14 protein-coding genes and 1 pseudogene are annotated in these 13,747 nt (G+C 26.8%); all 15 read right to left on the bottom strand.

Translation table 11 applies throughout. The features are described from left to right. Positions 1-160: 160 nt before the first annotated feature. The gene (gene dnaJ / locus Q0K52_RS10015; RefSeq protein ID WP_297299008.1) at positions 161-1,291 is read right to left on the bottom strand and encodes a molecular chaperone DnaJ; all 1,131 of its coding nucleotides are present in this window, start codon (positions 1,289-1,291) and stop codon (positions 161-163) included. 77 nt (positions 1,292-1,368) lie between these two features. Next, the gene (locus tag Q0K52_RS10010; protein WP_297299006.1) at positions 1,369-1,659 is read right to left on the bottom strand and encodes a DnaJ domain-containing protein; all 291 of its coding nucleotides are present in this window, start codon (positions 1,657-1,659) and stop codon (positions 1,369-1,371) included. Positions 1,660-1,677: 18 nt separating this feature from the next. Continuing rightward, the gene (locus Q0K52_RS10005) at positions 1,678-2,370 is read right to left on the bottom strand and encodes a YoaK family protein (RefSeq protein ID WP_297299003.1); all 693 of its coding nucleotides are present in this window, start codon (positions 2,368-2,370) and stop codon (positions 1,678-1,680) included. 140 nt (positions 2,371-2,510) lie between these two features. Then, a complete protein-coding gene (locus Q0K52_RS10000; protein WP_297299002.1) occupies positions 2,511-3,338 on the bottom strand; it encodes an ankyrin repeat domain-containing protein in 828 nt (275 codons plus the stop codon). Continuing rightward, complete coding sequence (locus tag Q0K52_RS09995) at positions 3,335-3,901, bottom strand: ankyrin repeat domain-containing protein (RefSeq protein ID WP_297299000.1); 567 nt, start codon at positions 3,899-3,901, stop codon at positions 3,335-3,337. Before Q0K52_RS09995 ends, Q0K52_RS10000 begins: the two co-directional genes overlap by 4 nt. Beyond that, positions 3,898-4,074 (bottom strand): ankyrin repeat domain-containing protein, encoded by a 177-nt coding sequence (locus Q0K52_RS09990; RefSeq protein ID WP_297298998.1) that lies wholly within the window; start codon positions 4,072-4,074, stop codon positions 3,898-3,900. Before Q0K52_RS09990 ends, Q0K52_RS09995 begins: the two co-directional genes overlap by 4 nt. Before the next feature lie 108 nt (positions 4,075-4,182). After that, the gene (gene dnaK / locus Q0K52_RS09985) at positions 4,183-6,105 is read right to left on the bottom strand and encodes a molecular chaperone DnaK (protein WP_297298996.1); all 1,923 of its coding nucleotides are present in this window, start codon (positions 6,103-6,105) and stop codon (positions 4,183-4,185) included. Between the two features lie 86 nt (positions 6,106-6,191). Then, positions 6,192-6,401: a hypothetical protein gene (locus Q0K52_RS09980; RefSeq protein WP_297204363.1), complete on the bottom strand. Its 210-nt coding sequence runs from the start codon at positions 6,399-6,401 to the stop codon at positions 6,192-6,194. 21 nt (positions 6,402-6,422) lie between these two features. Next, positions 6,423-7,034, bottom strand: a complete 612-nt coding sequence (locus tag Q0K52_RS09975) for a nucleotide exchange factor GrpE (RefSeq protein ID WP_297298994.1) — start codon at positions 7,032-7,034, stop codon at positions 6,423-6,425. Positions 7,035-7,551: 517 nt separating this feature from the next. After that, complete coding sequence (dnaA, locus tag Q0K52_RS09970) at positions 7,552-8,940, bottom strand: chromosomal replication initiator protein DnaA (RefSeq protein ID WP_297298992.1); 1,389 nt, start codon at positions 8,938-8,940, stop codon at positions 7,552-7,554. A 217-nt stretch (positions 8,941-9,157) separates the two neighbouring features. Further along, positions 9,158-9,544 (bottom strand): hypothetical protein, encoded by a 387-nt coding sequence (locus Q0K52_RS09965; protein ID WP_297298990.1) that lies wholly within the window; start codon positions 9,542-9,544, stop codon positions 9,158-9,160. Between the two features lie 153 nt (positions 9,545-9,697). Next, positions 9,698-10,252, bottom strand: a complete 555-nt coding sequence (locus Q0K52_RS09960) for a hypothetical protein (RefSeq protein ID WP_297298988.1) — start codon at positions 10,250-10,252, stop codon at positions 9,698-9,700. A 17-nt stretch (positions 10,253-10,269) separates the two neighbouring features. Next, positions 10,270-11,583: a PD-(D/E)XK nuclease family protein gene (locus Q0K52_RS09955; protein ID WP_297298985.1), complete on the bottom strand. Its 1,314-nt coding sequence runs from the start codon at positions 11,581-11,583 to the stop codon at positions 10,270-10,272. 545 nt (positions 11,584-12,128) lie between these two features. After that, positions 12,129-12,332, bottom strand: a pseudogene (locus tag Q0K52_RS14760) (TM2 domain-containing protein). Positions 12,333-12,465: 133 nt separating this feature from the next. Then, positions 12,466-13,650, bottom strand: coding sequence for a MalY/PatB family protein (locus Q0K52_RS09945; RefSeq protein ID WP_297298981.1), 1,185 nt, complete (start codon positions 13,648-13,650; stop codon positions 12,466-12,468). Positions 13,651-13,747: the final 97 nt, after the last annotated feature.

The following is a 13,747-nucleotide window of genomic DNA, read 5'->3' as shown; positions in this document are numbered from 1 at the left end:
GGCAAAGCCCCAGATATAAAAACAAAAATATAAATTTATTTTTGACAAAATATAGTTGTTTAGGTATATACTAAAAACTAATTAATTATTAATACAATAAAAAAAGGGACTTTTCAAGCCCCTTTTATTTATATTTTTTAATTCTTTATAAAAATATTGATTACCAATTATTTCTATTAGGTTTTCTTAAAACAGGTTCGTCATTGCTAGGCATAACCTTTTTAAGTTCATTAAATAATCTTTTTTCTTCTGAAGTCAATTTAGCTGAAACATCAATATTAACTATAACAAATAAATCTCCTCGTCCGGATCTATTGATATGAGTTGCTCCGCTTCCTTTCAATTTAAATACTTGTCCGCTATTAGTACCAGCAGGAATTTTCATTTTTACTTTCTTATTATCTAAAGTTTGTATAAGAATATCTGCTCCAAGTGTTGCTTGAACAATATTAATTCCAACTTCTGTTATTAAATCTATACCATCTCTTACATAATATTTATGAGGACTTACATGTATATACAAATACAAATCGCCTGCTACACCTCCGCCTATAGCCTCACCTTCTCCGCTTACTCTTAATTGAGTATTATCTTCAATACCTTTTGGTATATTTACTGATATAGTTTTGCTTTTTCTAACAGTACCTGTACCTCTACAGTTTTTACAAGGAGTTGTTACTATAGTACCGCTTCCATTACATTTACTGCATGTTTTTTTTACACTGAAGAAACCTTGTACCATTCTTACTTCACCGCTTCCGCCGCAAGTAGGACAAGTTTGAGTTTTAGTACCCGGTTCAGCACCTGTACCATGACAAACATCACATATATCATTTTTATCTAACTTTATTTCCATTTTTTTACCAAAAACGGCATCTTCTAAAGAAAGCGTAACATCATGTCTTAAATCATTACCGCGTCTTTGACCTCTTGAACCTCTGCCTGAAAATCCGCCTCCAAAGAATGAACTAAATATATCATCTAAATCACCAAATCCGCCTGCTCCTCCAAACATTGATGAGAAGTCAAAACCGCCTCTGCCATAAGCATCAGCAAAATCACTATGAACACCTTGGAATCCAAATTGATCATATTGTGCACGTTTCTTTTCATCTGATAATATTTCATAAGCCTCAGTAGCTTCTTTAAATTTTTCTTCAGCTTCTTTATTTCCCGGATTTCTATCTGGGTGATATTGCATAGCCAATTTTCTATATGCTTTTTTTATTTCATCATTAGTAGCAGTCTTTGCCACTCCTAATACTTCATAGTAATCTCTTTTTTCTGCCATTTATCATATCCTCTTATAAAATTATCTATTTAAATTTATCTATAATTAAAAATAAATAAGTTAATATCTAAAATAAATTATTTTTTTCTTCTGCCTATAAGCAAACCTAATCCCAAACCAGCAATAGCTAAGCCTCCAACAACATATTTATTACCGGCTAAATACTTAATATTATATTCCATACGTTTTTCTTTATCTGATAAAATTTCATAAGCCTCATTTATGTCTACAAACATAATATGAGCATTCTCATCACCTGGGTTTCTATCTGGGTGATATTTCATAGCTAATTCTCTATAAGCTTTTTTTATTTTTTCATTACTAAAAAATATATTAACATTAAGTATTTTATAATAATCTTTATCCATAAAAATTATTCCTTTTAATTAATTATCAAAAAACATCAAACTTTCAACAATAAATAATAATCCGGAAGCAATCCATATAGATCTAATTCCGAATATATTAGTAAAAAAACTTCCTAAAAAAGCACCTAAAGTAAATGAAAATAAAATCATTAAATATATAAGTCCATTTTTTAAACCAGTCTTATCCTTATTAAATAAAAATCTAAATAAATTATCTGAAGCTGATTTCAAATTACCTGTGCACATATTAGTAACATAAGCAAGTCCTTCAACCTTATTGAAAGTTATCATCAAAGTTGCTGACATAAATGATATAACACTAACAACTACAATATTTGAAATACCTTTATGCAAAAAACCAACTATAAAAAGTATAACAGCAGCCATTAGTATAATAACATATTCCAATTCCATTAACTTTTTTTTATTTAAAACTTTTTTTATATATAAAGCAGTCCAAATACCAACAACAAAAACTAAAATCGGTATTAAGTAATGCATAGTATCTGCGAATTCTTTCTTTGCCAAATGCATAGCAAAAAATATCATATTTCCAGTTTGAGCATAAGCAAATACTCCATCTCTGGTAATATAAGTATAAGCATCAACAAATCCGCCAACTAAAGTAAGTATAGAAGCTATGTATATAGTTTCTGTTGTATGAATGGATTCGTTTTTTCTTTTTATAAAAGCTATAAAACTATTTTTCACTTTTTTACCTTGATTTTTTATTGGCAACTATTATAACATAAAAAAACATTTTTAGAAACATTTTTATAGTGCCAATTTTTCAATATATTAAAAACTAAATTTATAAAAAATTATCAAAGAACAAAAATAATATATTTAAATTATTTATAATTTTTTAACAACTCAGCTATTTCAGAATGTCCGTTTTTTAAAGCATCACTCAAAGCATGCCTATCATTTTTTACATCAGCTTTATTTTCAATTAAATATTTAACAACTTCTAAATGTCCGTTCTTTGCTGCATTACTTAAAGGTGTTATTCCATATTTATCACCAATTATATTTATATCTGCTTCTTTTGAAACTAAATATTTTACTATATTTAAATGTCCATTTCCAGATGCATATACTAAAGCCGTTCTATAGGAATAATCTCTCATATTAACATCTGTTCCTAATTCTATTAAATATTTAACTATATCAAAATATCCATTTTCAGAAGCATACATCAAAGCATGTCTGTCATTTTTAAATTCTGCTCCTTTATCTATAAGTAATTTAACAATTTCTAAATAACCGCTTTTAGCAGCAGCACTTAAAGCATGCCTGTCATTTGAAACATCATATCCTTTTTCTAATAAATACTTTACTATCTCCAAATATCCATTCTCTAAAGCATACATCAAAGCATATCTGTCATCTTTGAATTCCGTACCTTTATCTATAAGAAGTTTAACTATATCAAAATGTCCGTTTTTAGAAGCATAAGTTAAAGCTGTTTTATAATGATAATCTTTTATATTAACATCTGCCCCATTATCAATAAAATATTTCACTATATTCAAACAACCATTTTCTGAAGCATACATCAAAGCTGTTCTATAATAATCATCTTCTGTATTAATATTATACCCTGATGATATTAAAACTTTTACTTTTTCAAAATCATTATTTTTAATAGCTTCTATTAACTCAACATCTTTTTTCATACCGCACCATTAGCTTTTAACAATTCTGCAATTTCTGTGTTTCCTTCCTCTAAAGCATAACTTAAAACTGTATATCTTTTATCATATCCATATTCTTCATTTATATCTGCACCTTTGTCAATTAAATACTTAACAATTTCCAAATAACCATTATTTGCTGCATACATTAAAGCCGTTTGATATCCATTGTCTTTTATATCAATTTTAGCCCCATTATCAATTAAACATTTTACAATATTGTAATGTCCATTTTGCGATGCATTCATTAAAGCAGTTTCACCTCTTTCATCTTGAATATTAACATCTGCTCCCTGCTCTATTAAATATTTCACTATTTTTTCATGTCCATTCATAGAAGCCATAATCAAAGCATCAGTATTTTCAGCATTATGTTCTATCAAATATTTAACAATTTCAAAATAACCAAATCCTGAAGCTGTATTTAAAGGAGTATTACCATATCTGTTTTTTATATTTATATCAGCACCTTTTGATACCAATAATTTTACTCTTTCAAAATCATTCTTTTTAATAACTTCTATTAACTCAACATCTTTTTTCATACTGCCCCCTTATCTTTCAAAAATTCAGCTACTTCTAAATGCCCTTTTTCTGAAGCCCACATCAAAGCCGTCCAATTACTATCATCTTTAGCATTTACATCAGCTCCTTTTTCTATTAAGGCTTTTAATGTTTCTAAATCATTATTTTTAATAGCTTCTAATAATTCAATCATTTTATATACTTCATAAAAATATAGGCGGCTGAAAATCAAAACTTAAAAATTAACTTCCAACCGCCCATTAGACTTTATATATTCAACTTTTACTTTTTATCTATTTTATTATTTATTGTCATCAACAACTTCATAATCAGCATCAACTACGCCGTCATCTTTTCTGCCTGAATCTTGGCTGTTATTTTGCTGTGCTTGTTGCTGTCCAGCATCAGGCTGTGCTTGCTGCTGAGCTCCTGCTTGTTTATAAAGTGCTTCTGAAACTTTGTTCCATGCTGCTTGTAAATCGTCTGTAGCTCTTTTAATATTATCTATATTATTAGATTCTACTGCTGATTTTAATGCACTCATTTTTGATTCAATTTCTGATTTATCAGAAGCAGGTAATTTATCTCCATTTTCTTTCAATAATTTTTCTGTTTGATAAATCATATGGTCAGCATTGTTTTTAGCTTCAACTTCTTCTTTTTTCTTTTTATCTTCTTCAGCATGTTTTTCAGCGTCCTGAACCATTTTATTTATTTCATCTTCGCTTAATCCGCTTGAAGAAGCTATTGTTATTTTCTGCTCTTTACCAGTACCTAAATCTTTAGCTGTAACATGTACGATACCGTTAGCGTCAATATCGAATGAAACTTCGATTTGTGGTACTCCTCTTGGTGCAGGTGGTATTCCTACCAAGTCAAATCTTCCAAGCTCTCTGTTGTCATTAGCCATTTTTCTTTCACCTTGTAATACTCTAATAGTTACAGATGACTGATTGTCTGCTGCTGTAGAGAATACTTGTTTTTTGTTTGTAGGTATAGTAGTGTTTCTGTTGATTAAAACAGTCATTACTGAACCTTCTGTTTCAATACCAAGTGAAAGCGGAGTAACATCAAGAAGAAGAACGTCTTTAACATCACCTTTAATGATACCGCCTTGTACTGCAGCACCCATTGCTACTGCTTCGTCTGGGTTTACGCTCTTATTTGGTTCTTTTCCAAATATGTTTTTAACTGTTTCCTGTACTAAAGGTACTCTTGTAGAACCTCCAACAAGTATAACTTCATCTATATCGCTAGTAGAAAGTCCTGCATCTTTCAATGCTTTTTCACATGGGATACGAGTTTTTTCTACTAAATCTCTTACTAAATCCTCAAATTTTGCTCTTGATAAAGATACATTCAAGTGTTTAGGACCTGAAGCATCTGCTGTCAAGTATGGCAAGTTAATATCAGTTTGTAATGAACTTGAAACTTCTTTTTTAGCTTTTTCAGCAGCTTCTTTTAATCTCTGTAAAGCCATTTTATCATTATTCAAGTCAACACCTGTATCTTTCTTAAACTCATCTATTAACCAATCGATAATAGCTTGGTCGAAGTCATCACCGCCCAAGTGAGTATCACCGTTTGTACTTTTTACTTCAAATACACCGTCAGCTAATTCAAGTATAGATATATCGAAAGTACCGCCGCCCAAGTCATAAACTGCGATTTTTTCATCTTTCTTTTTCTCCATACCATAAGCTAAAGCTGCAGCAGTAGGTTCATTTATTATTCTTAATACATTAAGTCCAGCAATACGGCCAGCATCTTTAGTAGATTGTCTTTGGCTGTCATTAAAGTATGCAGGTACTGTAATGATTGCATCTGTTACAGTTTCACCTAAATATTCTTCTGCAGTTTGTTTCATCTTTTGAAGTATTCTTGCACTTATTTCTTGCGGAGTGAAGTTTCCTTCTAAAGTTTTAATTTTTACTTTTCCGCCGTCTTCTATAACAGTATAAGGCATTCTTGAACGCTCTTCTGTTACTTCAGCATAAGTGTTACCCATAAATCTTTTTATAGAGAAGATTGTATTTTCTGGGTTAGTTACCATTTGGTTTTTAGCAGGCTGACCTACTAATACCTCGCCTTTATTTGTAAATGCTACTACAGAAGGAGTTGTTCTGTTTCCTTCAGCATTTGTTATTACTACAGGCTTACCGCCTTCCATTACTGATACACATGAATTTGTTGTTCCTAAATCTATTCCAATTATTTTACTCATAATAAATTTCTCCTTTAAATTACTAACTACTTTTTAAACATTAAAAATTAATATTATTATATAAATTATTTTTATAAATTCTGTTATTAGTCTTTTGTCAGAACACTAACAACATATTCAGTATGACCATTACCTAAATGTGATGTAGTAAGGTCAACGTTAATTACTTCTTTGTCTTTAATATGGTTGTTTATTGCATCTGTTAAATCCTGCAAAACACCATTTATATGCTGTATGCTTTCTTTTTTGTCTGCTTTTGGCTCGTAATAAGCTCTAAAAAGTTGAATATGTGCCATAAAATCTCCTAATTAATTAATTTATTCTTTAGGAGTAGCCTGTGGTTTGCCGACTACTACCTTAGCTGTTCTCAAAAGTTCATCATTCAATTTATAGCCTTTAGCATAAACTTCAACTACTTGCTCCTTATCAATATCAGGAACCTCCACCATAGTTAATGCTTCATGTACATTAGGATCAAATTCTTCACCTAAAGACTCTATCTCAGTAACTCCGTTATCATGCATAAAGTCAATAAATTGTTTATGTATCAACTCTATTCCTTTATAGTATTCAGTGCCTTGAACATTAGCATCTTGTTCACCTGCTTTTAATGCTCTTTCAAAGTTATCCATAAAAGTTAAAAGTGATAACAATAAGCCTTTATTAGCTCTTTTTATTCCATCTATTTTTTCTTTAGCTGTTCTCTTTCTAATATTTTCTGCTTCTGCCATAGCATACATATATTTATTTTTCATATCAGCAGATTCTTTTTCTAATTCTTCTATTCTTTTTTTTAATAAAGCTACTTCATCTTCTTCAGCATTATTTTCTGTATTTTCTTCAGCTTGTACTTCTTCACTTTTCACTTCTTCTGTATTAGCTTCTTCTTTTTCACTGCCTTCATTTGTTTCTTTAATTTCTTCTTCCATTTCATCTCCTTGTAATGGATATTTATGATTACTACTCAATATTTTCAATCAAGCATACGTTATTATATATGCAAGAAACGTGCCAATTAAATATATTTTCTATATAAAAAATTAAAAAAAATCTTATTAATTAGAGTTAATATCAGCACCTAATATGTAGTATAGTATAAAATTTAAGTAAAATATATATGAAATTTATGATTATTATATGTACAATGTATCATATTTTAGACACTTTTCATGCTTATGTGTTATTTTTATACATCAATTATAATAGCTTATGTATTACTTTTATACATTTTTTACAGCAAAATAAACAAGTATAATAATATTAAACATAGAAAATATTTGGATTTTAAAAGAAAGGGGGTTAAAAAGTATCACCCTGAGAAAAAAAATGCAGCAGGGTGATAAGGAGGTTTATGAAAAATTGTATTAATTTAACAATACCCTCAAATTATATACAAAATTGCACAAATGTCAATATTTTTTTGGCAGTTTTTTATTAAAAAATAAATTATGAAATATTAGACACTATTTCGTTAATTTCAGAGAATAAATGAGAACCGCTCTTTAATTCATCTTCAACTTTATCCCTTCCATGTATTATAGAAGCATGGTCTCTGTTAAACTCCAACCCTATTTCTGTAACTGACTTTTTAGAGTATTTACAAGCCAAATATATAGCAACATGTCTTGCTTTTGCTATAAATTTAGTTCTTTCCTTGCTTTCAAAAGATGACATTTCTATTCCATAATAATCAGCAACCATCTTCTTAATTTCTTTAACACTGGCATTTTTTAATTTTGGCTTACCAGTGAAATAGTCTTTAAATATATCCATTTTTTCACATTGCTCAATATCCGGAGTTATTTTCATCAAATCTCTTACTGATAAATATGCTCTTATAGCACCTTCAATCTTTCTTACATCTGTAGTAATATTTTCTGCCATATACTTCATAATATCTTCATCTATAGAAGTATGAAGGTCAAATAATTTTCTTTCTATAATAGCAAGTCTTGTTTCATATTGAGGAGGCTCTATTGAAAGAATAAGGCTTTTTTCAAATCTGTTTTTTAATCTTGCCTCTATATTTCTTAATTCTTTAGGAGGCTTATCACTTACAAATACCATCTGTTTTGCCGCACTATCCAATGCCTGAAATATTTCAAATAATTCTTTTGAAGTTTCCTGAGCACTTTCTAATAACTGCAAATCATCTAATAAAAGCATATCCAAATCTTTATACTTCTTTTTGAAAATATCCGGTCTTTTTCTTTGAAGTCCTGACACATATTCATCTCTGAATCCGCTACCATCTATATATAATACTTTAGCATTTGGATTTGAATCTAAATAAGTATTTCCTATAGCCTGAAGCAAATGTGTTTTACCTATTCCAACACTTCCATATATATAAAGAGGATTATATTCCTTTCCAGGATTAGATGATACATATTTAGCTGCTTCAAATACATATCTATTATTATTGCCTTGAATAAAATTATCAAATCTATAATAGCTATTTAAATTTGTTTTATTAGCAGGTACATCTTTTTTTACTGCATTTATTTCATTAGAATTATCTTTAGAATCATTCTTTACATCGTCTTCATATTCTTCAATTTCTTCTATTTCCAAATGTTCATTAACAAGATCTGCATCTACTTTAACATCTATATTTATACTATTTTCAGACTTCTCTCTAAAGAAATCTTTTATTCTTCCAAGAAAGTCTTTTTTTATATGAGTAGCTGCAAAATCCCCTGAGCATACTATACTAGCATTATTTTCATCATCAACAATGAAAAGACTGCTTTTTAATAATGCAACAGCTGCAAACTCCTCATCTTCGCTTATAATATTTAAAAATTCATTCCAGTATTGTTTTATTTCTTCCATTTTTATCATCTTTCTAATGTAAATTCTAACAATTTTATCTTCGGTATTTGCCAACAAAAGTATAGAATTTAATTAACATAATATCTGTATAAATAATATTAATAAAACAATTTGTAAGACAACACTAACAATATATAAATAAAAAATATTTTTTTAATTTATATAGTTATTTATTTAAATATACTAAACGCACTAGAATCAGTATATGAAAAATATATTAATCAATAGGTATAATAAATCTAGTTTCAGGTTCAAAACTCCATTGAACTTGCCAAGTATTACCATAAAGTTGATCTAATAAAATAAAAGTATACATATTTGCTGTAGGATATAAAGTAAATCTTCCAGGTGATTTTTCTTTTCCTCCTGAAAGATCCTCAGTATTTAATTCTACAGTAAAACGGTCATCACCATTTACATCATATTGAAGTATCCATATTTTACCTGTAGTAGTTTCTAATTTTAGAAAAGTCCACATATTAGTAGTTCTAAATAGTCTATATTTTGCTGATGTAGATTGTGAAGGCTCATAAATTGTTGTTTGTGCATTTAAAGTTATAGCATAAAAAATAAATAAAATAATAAAAATTTTAATCCTAGACATAAATACCCCAATAAATAAATTAAAATAATTTATATAAATGATATAACTAATAAAAATAATTTCAATCTTAGATATACTTAATTTATTTTATTCTCATATAAAATATTTTTTAAGCAAGTATTTATAATAAGTAACTTACTGAAATATAACTAATTATAAATTACTTAAAATATTATCTAATTTTAAAATATTATCAGCAATTTCTTTTACATAATTATAATCATTAAACTTCTCAGTATCTATATACCAACAATATAGATAAGATTCCGTATTTTCTAATTTTATATCATTAAATAATTTTTTAATTTTAGTTTCATTATTTCTTAATTTATCTAATACTATAGCATCTGAATCTTCCGTATAAATTCCAAATAATAATTTACTCTTTTCCTTTTCTAAAGATATTTCTAAAATATTCCATAATTTTACTGTTTCATAATGTTTATAAATACTATGACACCAATTTTGCTCTATCATAGTATTTATAATGTCTCTTTTTTCTTGGCATATAAAACTACTATTAATTTTAGATATTTCATTATAAACATTTTGTATAAAATTAAATTCATCTTTTCTTTTAAATATTTTTAATATCTTTACAGTACTTTCAAATAATTGCAAATATTCCTCTAATTTATCAACATCTATATTTTCATCTTTATTTATTATTTCTTCATCTATTATTTTTAGTATTTCATTTCTTGTCATTTTTAATCTCCTTAAAATTATCTTCTTCTAACAAGTAAATTATATAATTCAGTATAATCTTTATAGATTTCTTCTAATTTATCATTAAAAATTTCATTATTGAATTCTATATTTTTAGAATATAAAAGTTTTTTCTTATGATCTATATCTTTATTAAGTTTTTTTAATATTTCATTTTCTAATTTTAATAATTTTTGTTTATTATTTTCATCATTTGTAGATAGACATAATTTTATATTGTCATTAGTATTTAATATATACAACTCTGTCTTAATCTTATCAAAATATTTATAATTAGACCAGTTGTCATTATAGTTTAACAAATGTTCATATATAGTGTCTTCATCTGTTGCATCTATTTTACCACTATATATATTTAATAATTTTTCTTGCAATAATATAGTGAATTTAACATCTTCCTCTTTTCTGCTTTTTAATATATCTAATTTTTTATCTCTTATTTTATAACTTATAATATCTTTTGCATTATTATATATTTCTATATATTCATCATATTTTGCAGTCTCTTCTATACTTTTATATAACTTATTAATATTTTCATCTTCAAGAAGAATTTTATTAATTGCTTTATTGTCAGGTTCGATTCCAGATAAATAATTTTCATTTTGAATAAATTGAATCATAGCAGATTCTAATACTTTATAGTCTTTCTCTTTTGCTATTAATTTAATAAACATTTCATCTTTTAAAATACTTTCAAGCCATGAAGCTATAAAACTATGAGGTATACAAAAAAGATTATTACCTATTTCTTTTTTTAATTCATTATTTAAACTATTTTCAGATGGTTCGTATCCATATCTAGTTAAATAAACTACATATATATTTTTTATCTTTCTATTTTTTATATCATTATAATAATCAGCAATTTGATTTTCCCCATTATCTCCGCTGTTAACTTTATTTTCTATTATTACAGCATAATTTTTTTCATTATCCCATATAAGCAAATCTATAAATTTATTCTTTTGCGTTTGAAATTCTTTTTTTACTTCAAATTTGCTTCCGTCTAATGTATTATTTTTATATTCTACATTATGTTTATTAAATAAAAATTCTATAAACAGTTTGGCAAAATTTAGTTTTATATTATCCACATCAATATTTTTGTTAATATTTACTTTTAATATATCATATAACATTTGAGAGTTAAATTTTTCTTGTTCTGAAATTAAGTTAAATATATTTATATAAGGAGGATTATCAGTAAGTTTTTCAAATATTGATTCTTTTTTTGATATGATATGTTTGAATAATTTTATTTTTATTTTTTCATCTTCTTGAAATTTTTTGATTATAGTTTTTAACATTATATTATCCGTATTAGCTTTTATATATATTATATTTAAATGATTAAGTTTTGTCAAAAAATATTTTTTATTTTTTTTATTTAGTGATTGCCAATGATTTTGGTAAATATAAAAGCAAAAACTTTTTTATTAATATATACCTAAACAACTATATTTTGTCAAAAATAATTTTTTTTAAATTTTAAATATCTGCAGGGCTTTGCCCTTACGAAGTATACAGCGTGCAGCACCCCACTTCTTTTGCGACCGAAGGAAGTGCCTATGGTATTGCCACAAAGAAGCTTATATCCTCGACAAGCTCTGATACGCTTCGCGAAGGGCTATATTTTAGCTTAAATTGATAATTTATATTACATGTAAAACAATTTTAGTATGATTTAGTACTAATTTTATAATTGCACTTTTTGGTTCTTTTTGCGGCGGGAAAAAGAACAACAAAAACATTGACAAACTTAAAAATTTTCAGTACATATAAAAAAAGAAGAGAGCTAAAAATAATTAACTCTCCTCTTACTTTAGTAACTTTTTAATTTACTATTTTAGTATTATCTTTTTAATTTTCTGCCTTCTTTATCAGTGAATTTATCTAAGATTATCATTACGATATCTATGATATACTATATACCAAAACCACCGGCAGTAAGCCAATATAGTATACCTGTTCCTATTTTTCCAACATAGAACCTGTGTACTGGCAAAAGTATTGCTAAAATTAATGTGACAGTCCAGCTCTTGTCTGAAGTTTCCATATAACTCTCCTTAAAGTTTATTTACCATACCATTGTATACTATATTATAAAAAATGCAAATAAAAGGCTGACATGTAAAAAATAATGCCAGCCTCAAATATATATATGATGACTCCTATAAACAGCTAATATATTAGTACCCTATTATATTATTTGATTTCATATATTCTATAGTACTACTTATTCTATTCATACAATCTTTTATTTTATTTATTGAACAAGCACAATTAATTCTAAGAAAAGTTTTTCCTTCTTCACCGTAAGTAGATCCTGTCATTATGGCAACCTTACCTACTTCTATCAAATATTTCTGAAAAACTTCTTCAGATACGTTTAATTTAGAAAAATCTACCCAAGCAAAATATGCACCGTCCGGCATATTACAGCTTAACATAGGAATGTTTTTATTCAAATAATCAATTATATATTTTATATTATTACTTGTATATTTTAAAAGTTCATCAACCCAGTAATCGCATTTATTATAAGCTGTTATAGTTGCTATCACCCCTAATATAGACGGAGAAGATAAAGCATCTCTTTCTTTTAATATTCTTAAAAATTCATTTCTGTCATTTTCATCTTTTATAAATAGATAAGATCCGCCTAAAGCTGGAATATTAAAAGTCTTTGAAGCAGAAGTACATAAAACCATATTATCATAATCAGATGCCGCAAATATTGGAATATGTTTTTTACTATATACTATATCCATATGTATTTCATCGGATATTATATATACATTATATTTCTTACAAATATCTATTATATTTTTTAATTCATCAATATCCCAAACTTTGCCAACTGGATTATGAGGCGAACAAAATATAAACACTTTGGATATTTTACATTTTTCTTCAAAATCATCAAAATCTACTTCATATTTTGAATCAGATTTTTTTAATGAAGAAGATATTATATTTCTATTATTAGCTTTTATAGTTTTAAAAAATCCGTCATAAGCTGGAGTTAATATTAATACATTATCATTAATATTAGATTTCATTCTTATAAAATTTGATACAGCATATATAACACTAGGACTGTATACTATGTCATCTTTATTTATATTAAAATCAAATCTCTTTTTATACCATAATTCTATTGAATTTTTAAAATCATCATGATTCCATCTGCTGTAACCGAATATTTTATGATTTACTCTGTTTATTAAAGATTCTATTATTTCATCAGGAGAAGCTAAATCCATATCTGATATAGTAAACGGCAAAAGATCATTAACACCAAATCTATCTTTGATATAATCCCATTGTGTACAATAGGTGCCTTTTCTATTTATGATAGTATCAAAATCCATAATATTCTCCTCGTCAAATATTTGATTGATTTATATTGCTGCATAATTTTTTAATAAATTTCATTATTTTTAATTATACAGCAAGTATTTATATAAT

Source organism: uncultured Brachyspira sp. (assembly GCF_944390845.1).
Classification (GTDB): Bacteria; Spirochaetota; Brachyspiria; order Brachyspirales; family Brachyspiraceae; genus Brachyspira; species Brachyspira pulli.
Note: the sequence above shows the minus strand (reverse complement) of the source record. Positions and strands in the feature narration are given on the sequence as shown.

Coding starts and splice junctions, on each gene's coding strand:
- Q0K52_RS09965 (WP_297298990.1), bottom strand. CDS start 9,544: ATGTCTAGGATTAAAATTTTTATTATTTTATTTATTTTTTATGCTATA.
- Q0K52_RS09955 (WP_297298985.1), bottom strand. CDS start 11,583: ATGTTAAAAACTATAATCAAAAAATTTCAAGAAGATGAAAAAATAAAA.
- Q0K52_RS10000 (WP_297299002.1), bottom strand. CDS start 3,338: ATGAAAAAAGATGTTGAGTTAATAGAAGCTATTAAAAATAATGATTTT.
- dnaA (WP_297298992.1), bottom strand. CDS start 8,940: ATGGAAGAAATAAAACAATACTGGAATGAATTTTTAAATATTATAAGC.
- dnaJ (WP_297299008.1), bottom strand. CDS start 1,291: ATGGCAGAAAAAAGAGATTACTATGAAGTATTAGGAGTGGCAAAGACT.
- Q0K52_RS09945 (WP_297298981.1), bottom strand. CDS start 13,650: ATGGATTTTGATACTATCATAAATAGAAAAGGCACCTATTGTACACAA.
- dnaK (WP_297298996.1), bottom strand. CDS start 6,105: ATGAGTAAAATAATTGGAATAGATTTAGGAACAACAAATTCATGTGTA.
- Q0K52_RS09975 (WP_297298994.1), bottom strand. CDS start 7,034: ATGGAAGAAGAAATTAAAGAAACAAATGAAGGCAGTGAAAAAGAAGAA.
- Q0K52_RS09995 (WP_297299000.1), bottom strand. CDS start 3,901: ATGAAAAAAGATGTTGAGTTAATAGAAGTTATTAAAAAGAATGATTTT.
- Q0K52_RS09980 (WP_297204363.1), bottom strand. CDS start 6,401: ATGGCACATATTCAACTTTTTAGAGCTTATTACGAGCCAAAAGCAGAC.
- Q0K52_RS09990 (WP_297298998.1), bottom strand. CDS start 4,074: ATGATTGAATTATTAGAAGCTATTAAAAATAATGATTTAGAAACATTA.
- Q0K52_RS10010 (WP_297299006.1), bottom strand. CDS start 1,659: ATGGATAAAGATTATTATAAAATACTTAATGTTAATATATTTTTTAGT.
- Q0K52_RS09960 (WP_297298988.1), bottom strand. CDS start 10,252: ATGACAAGAAATGAAATACTAAAAATAATAGATGAAGAAATAATAAAT.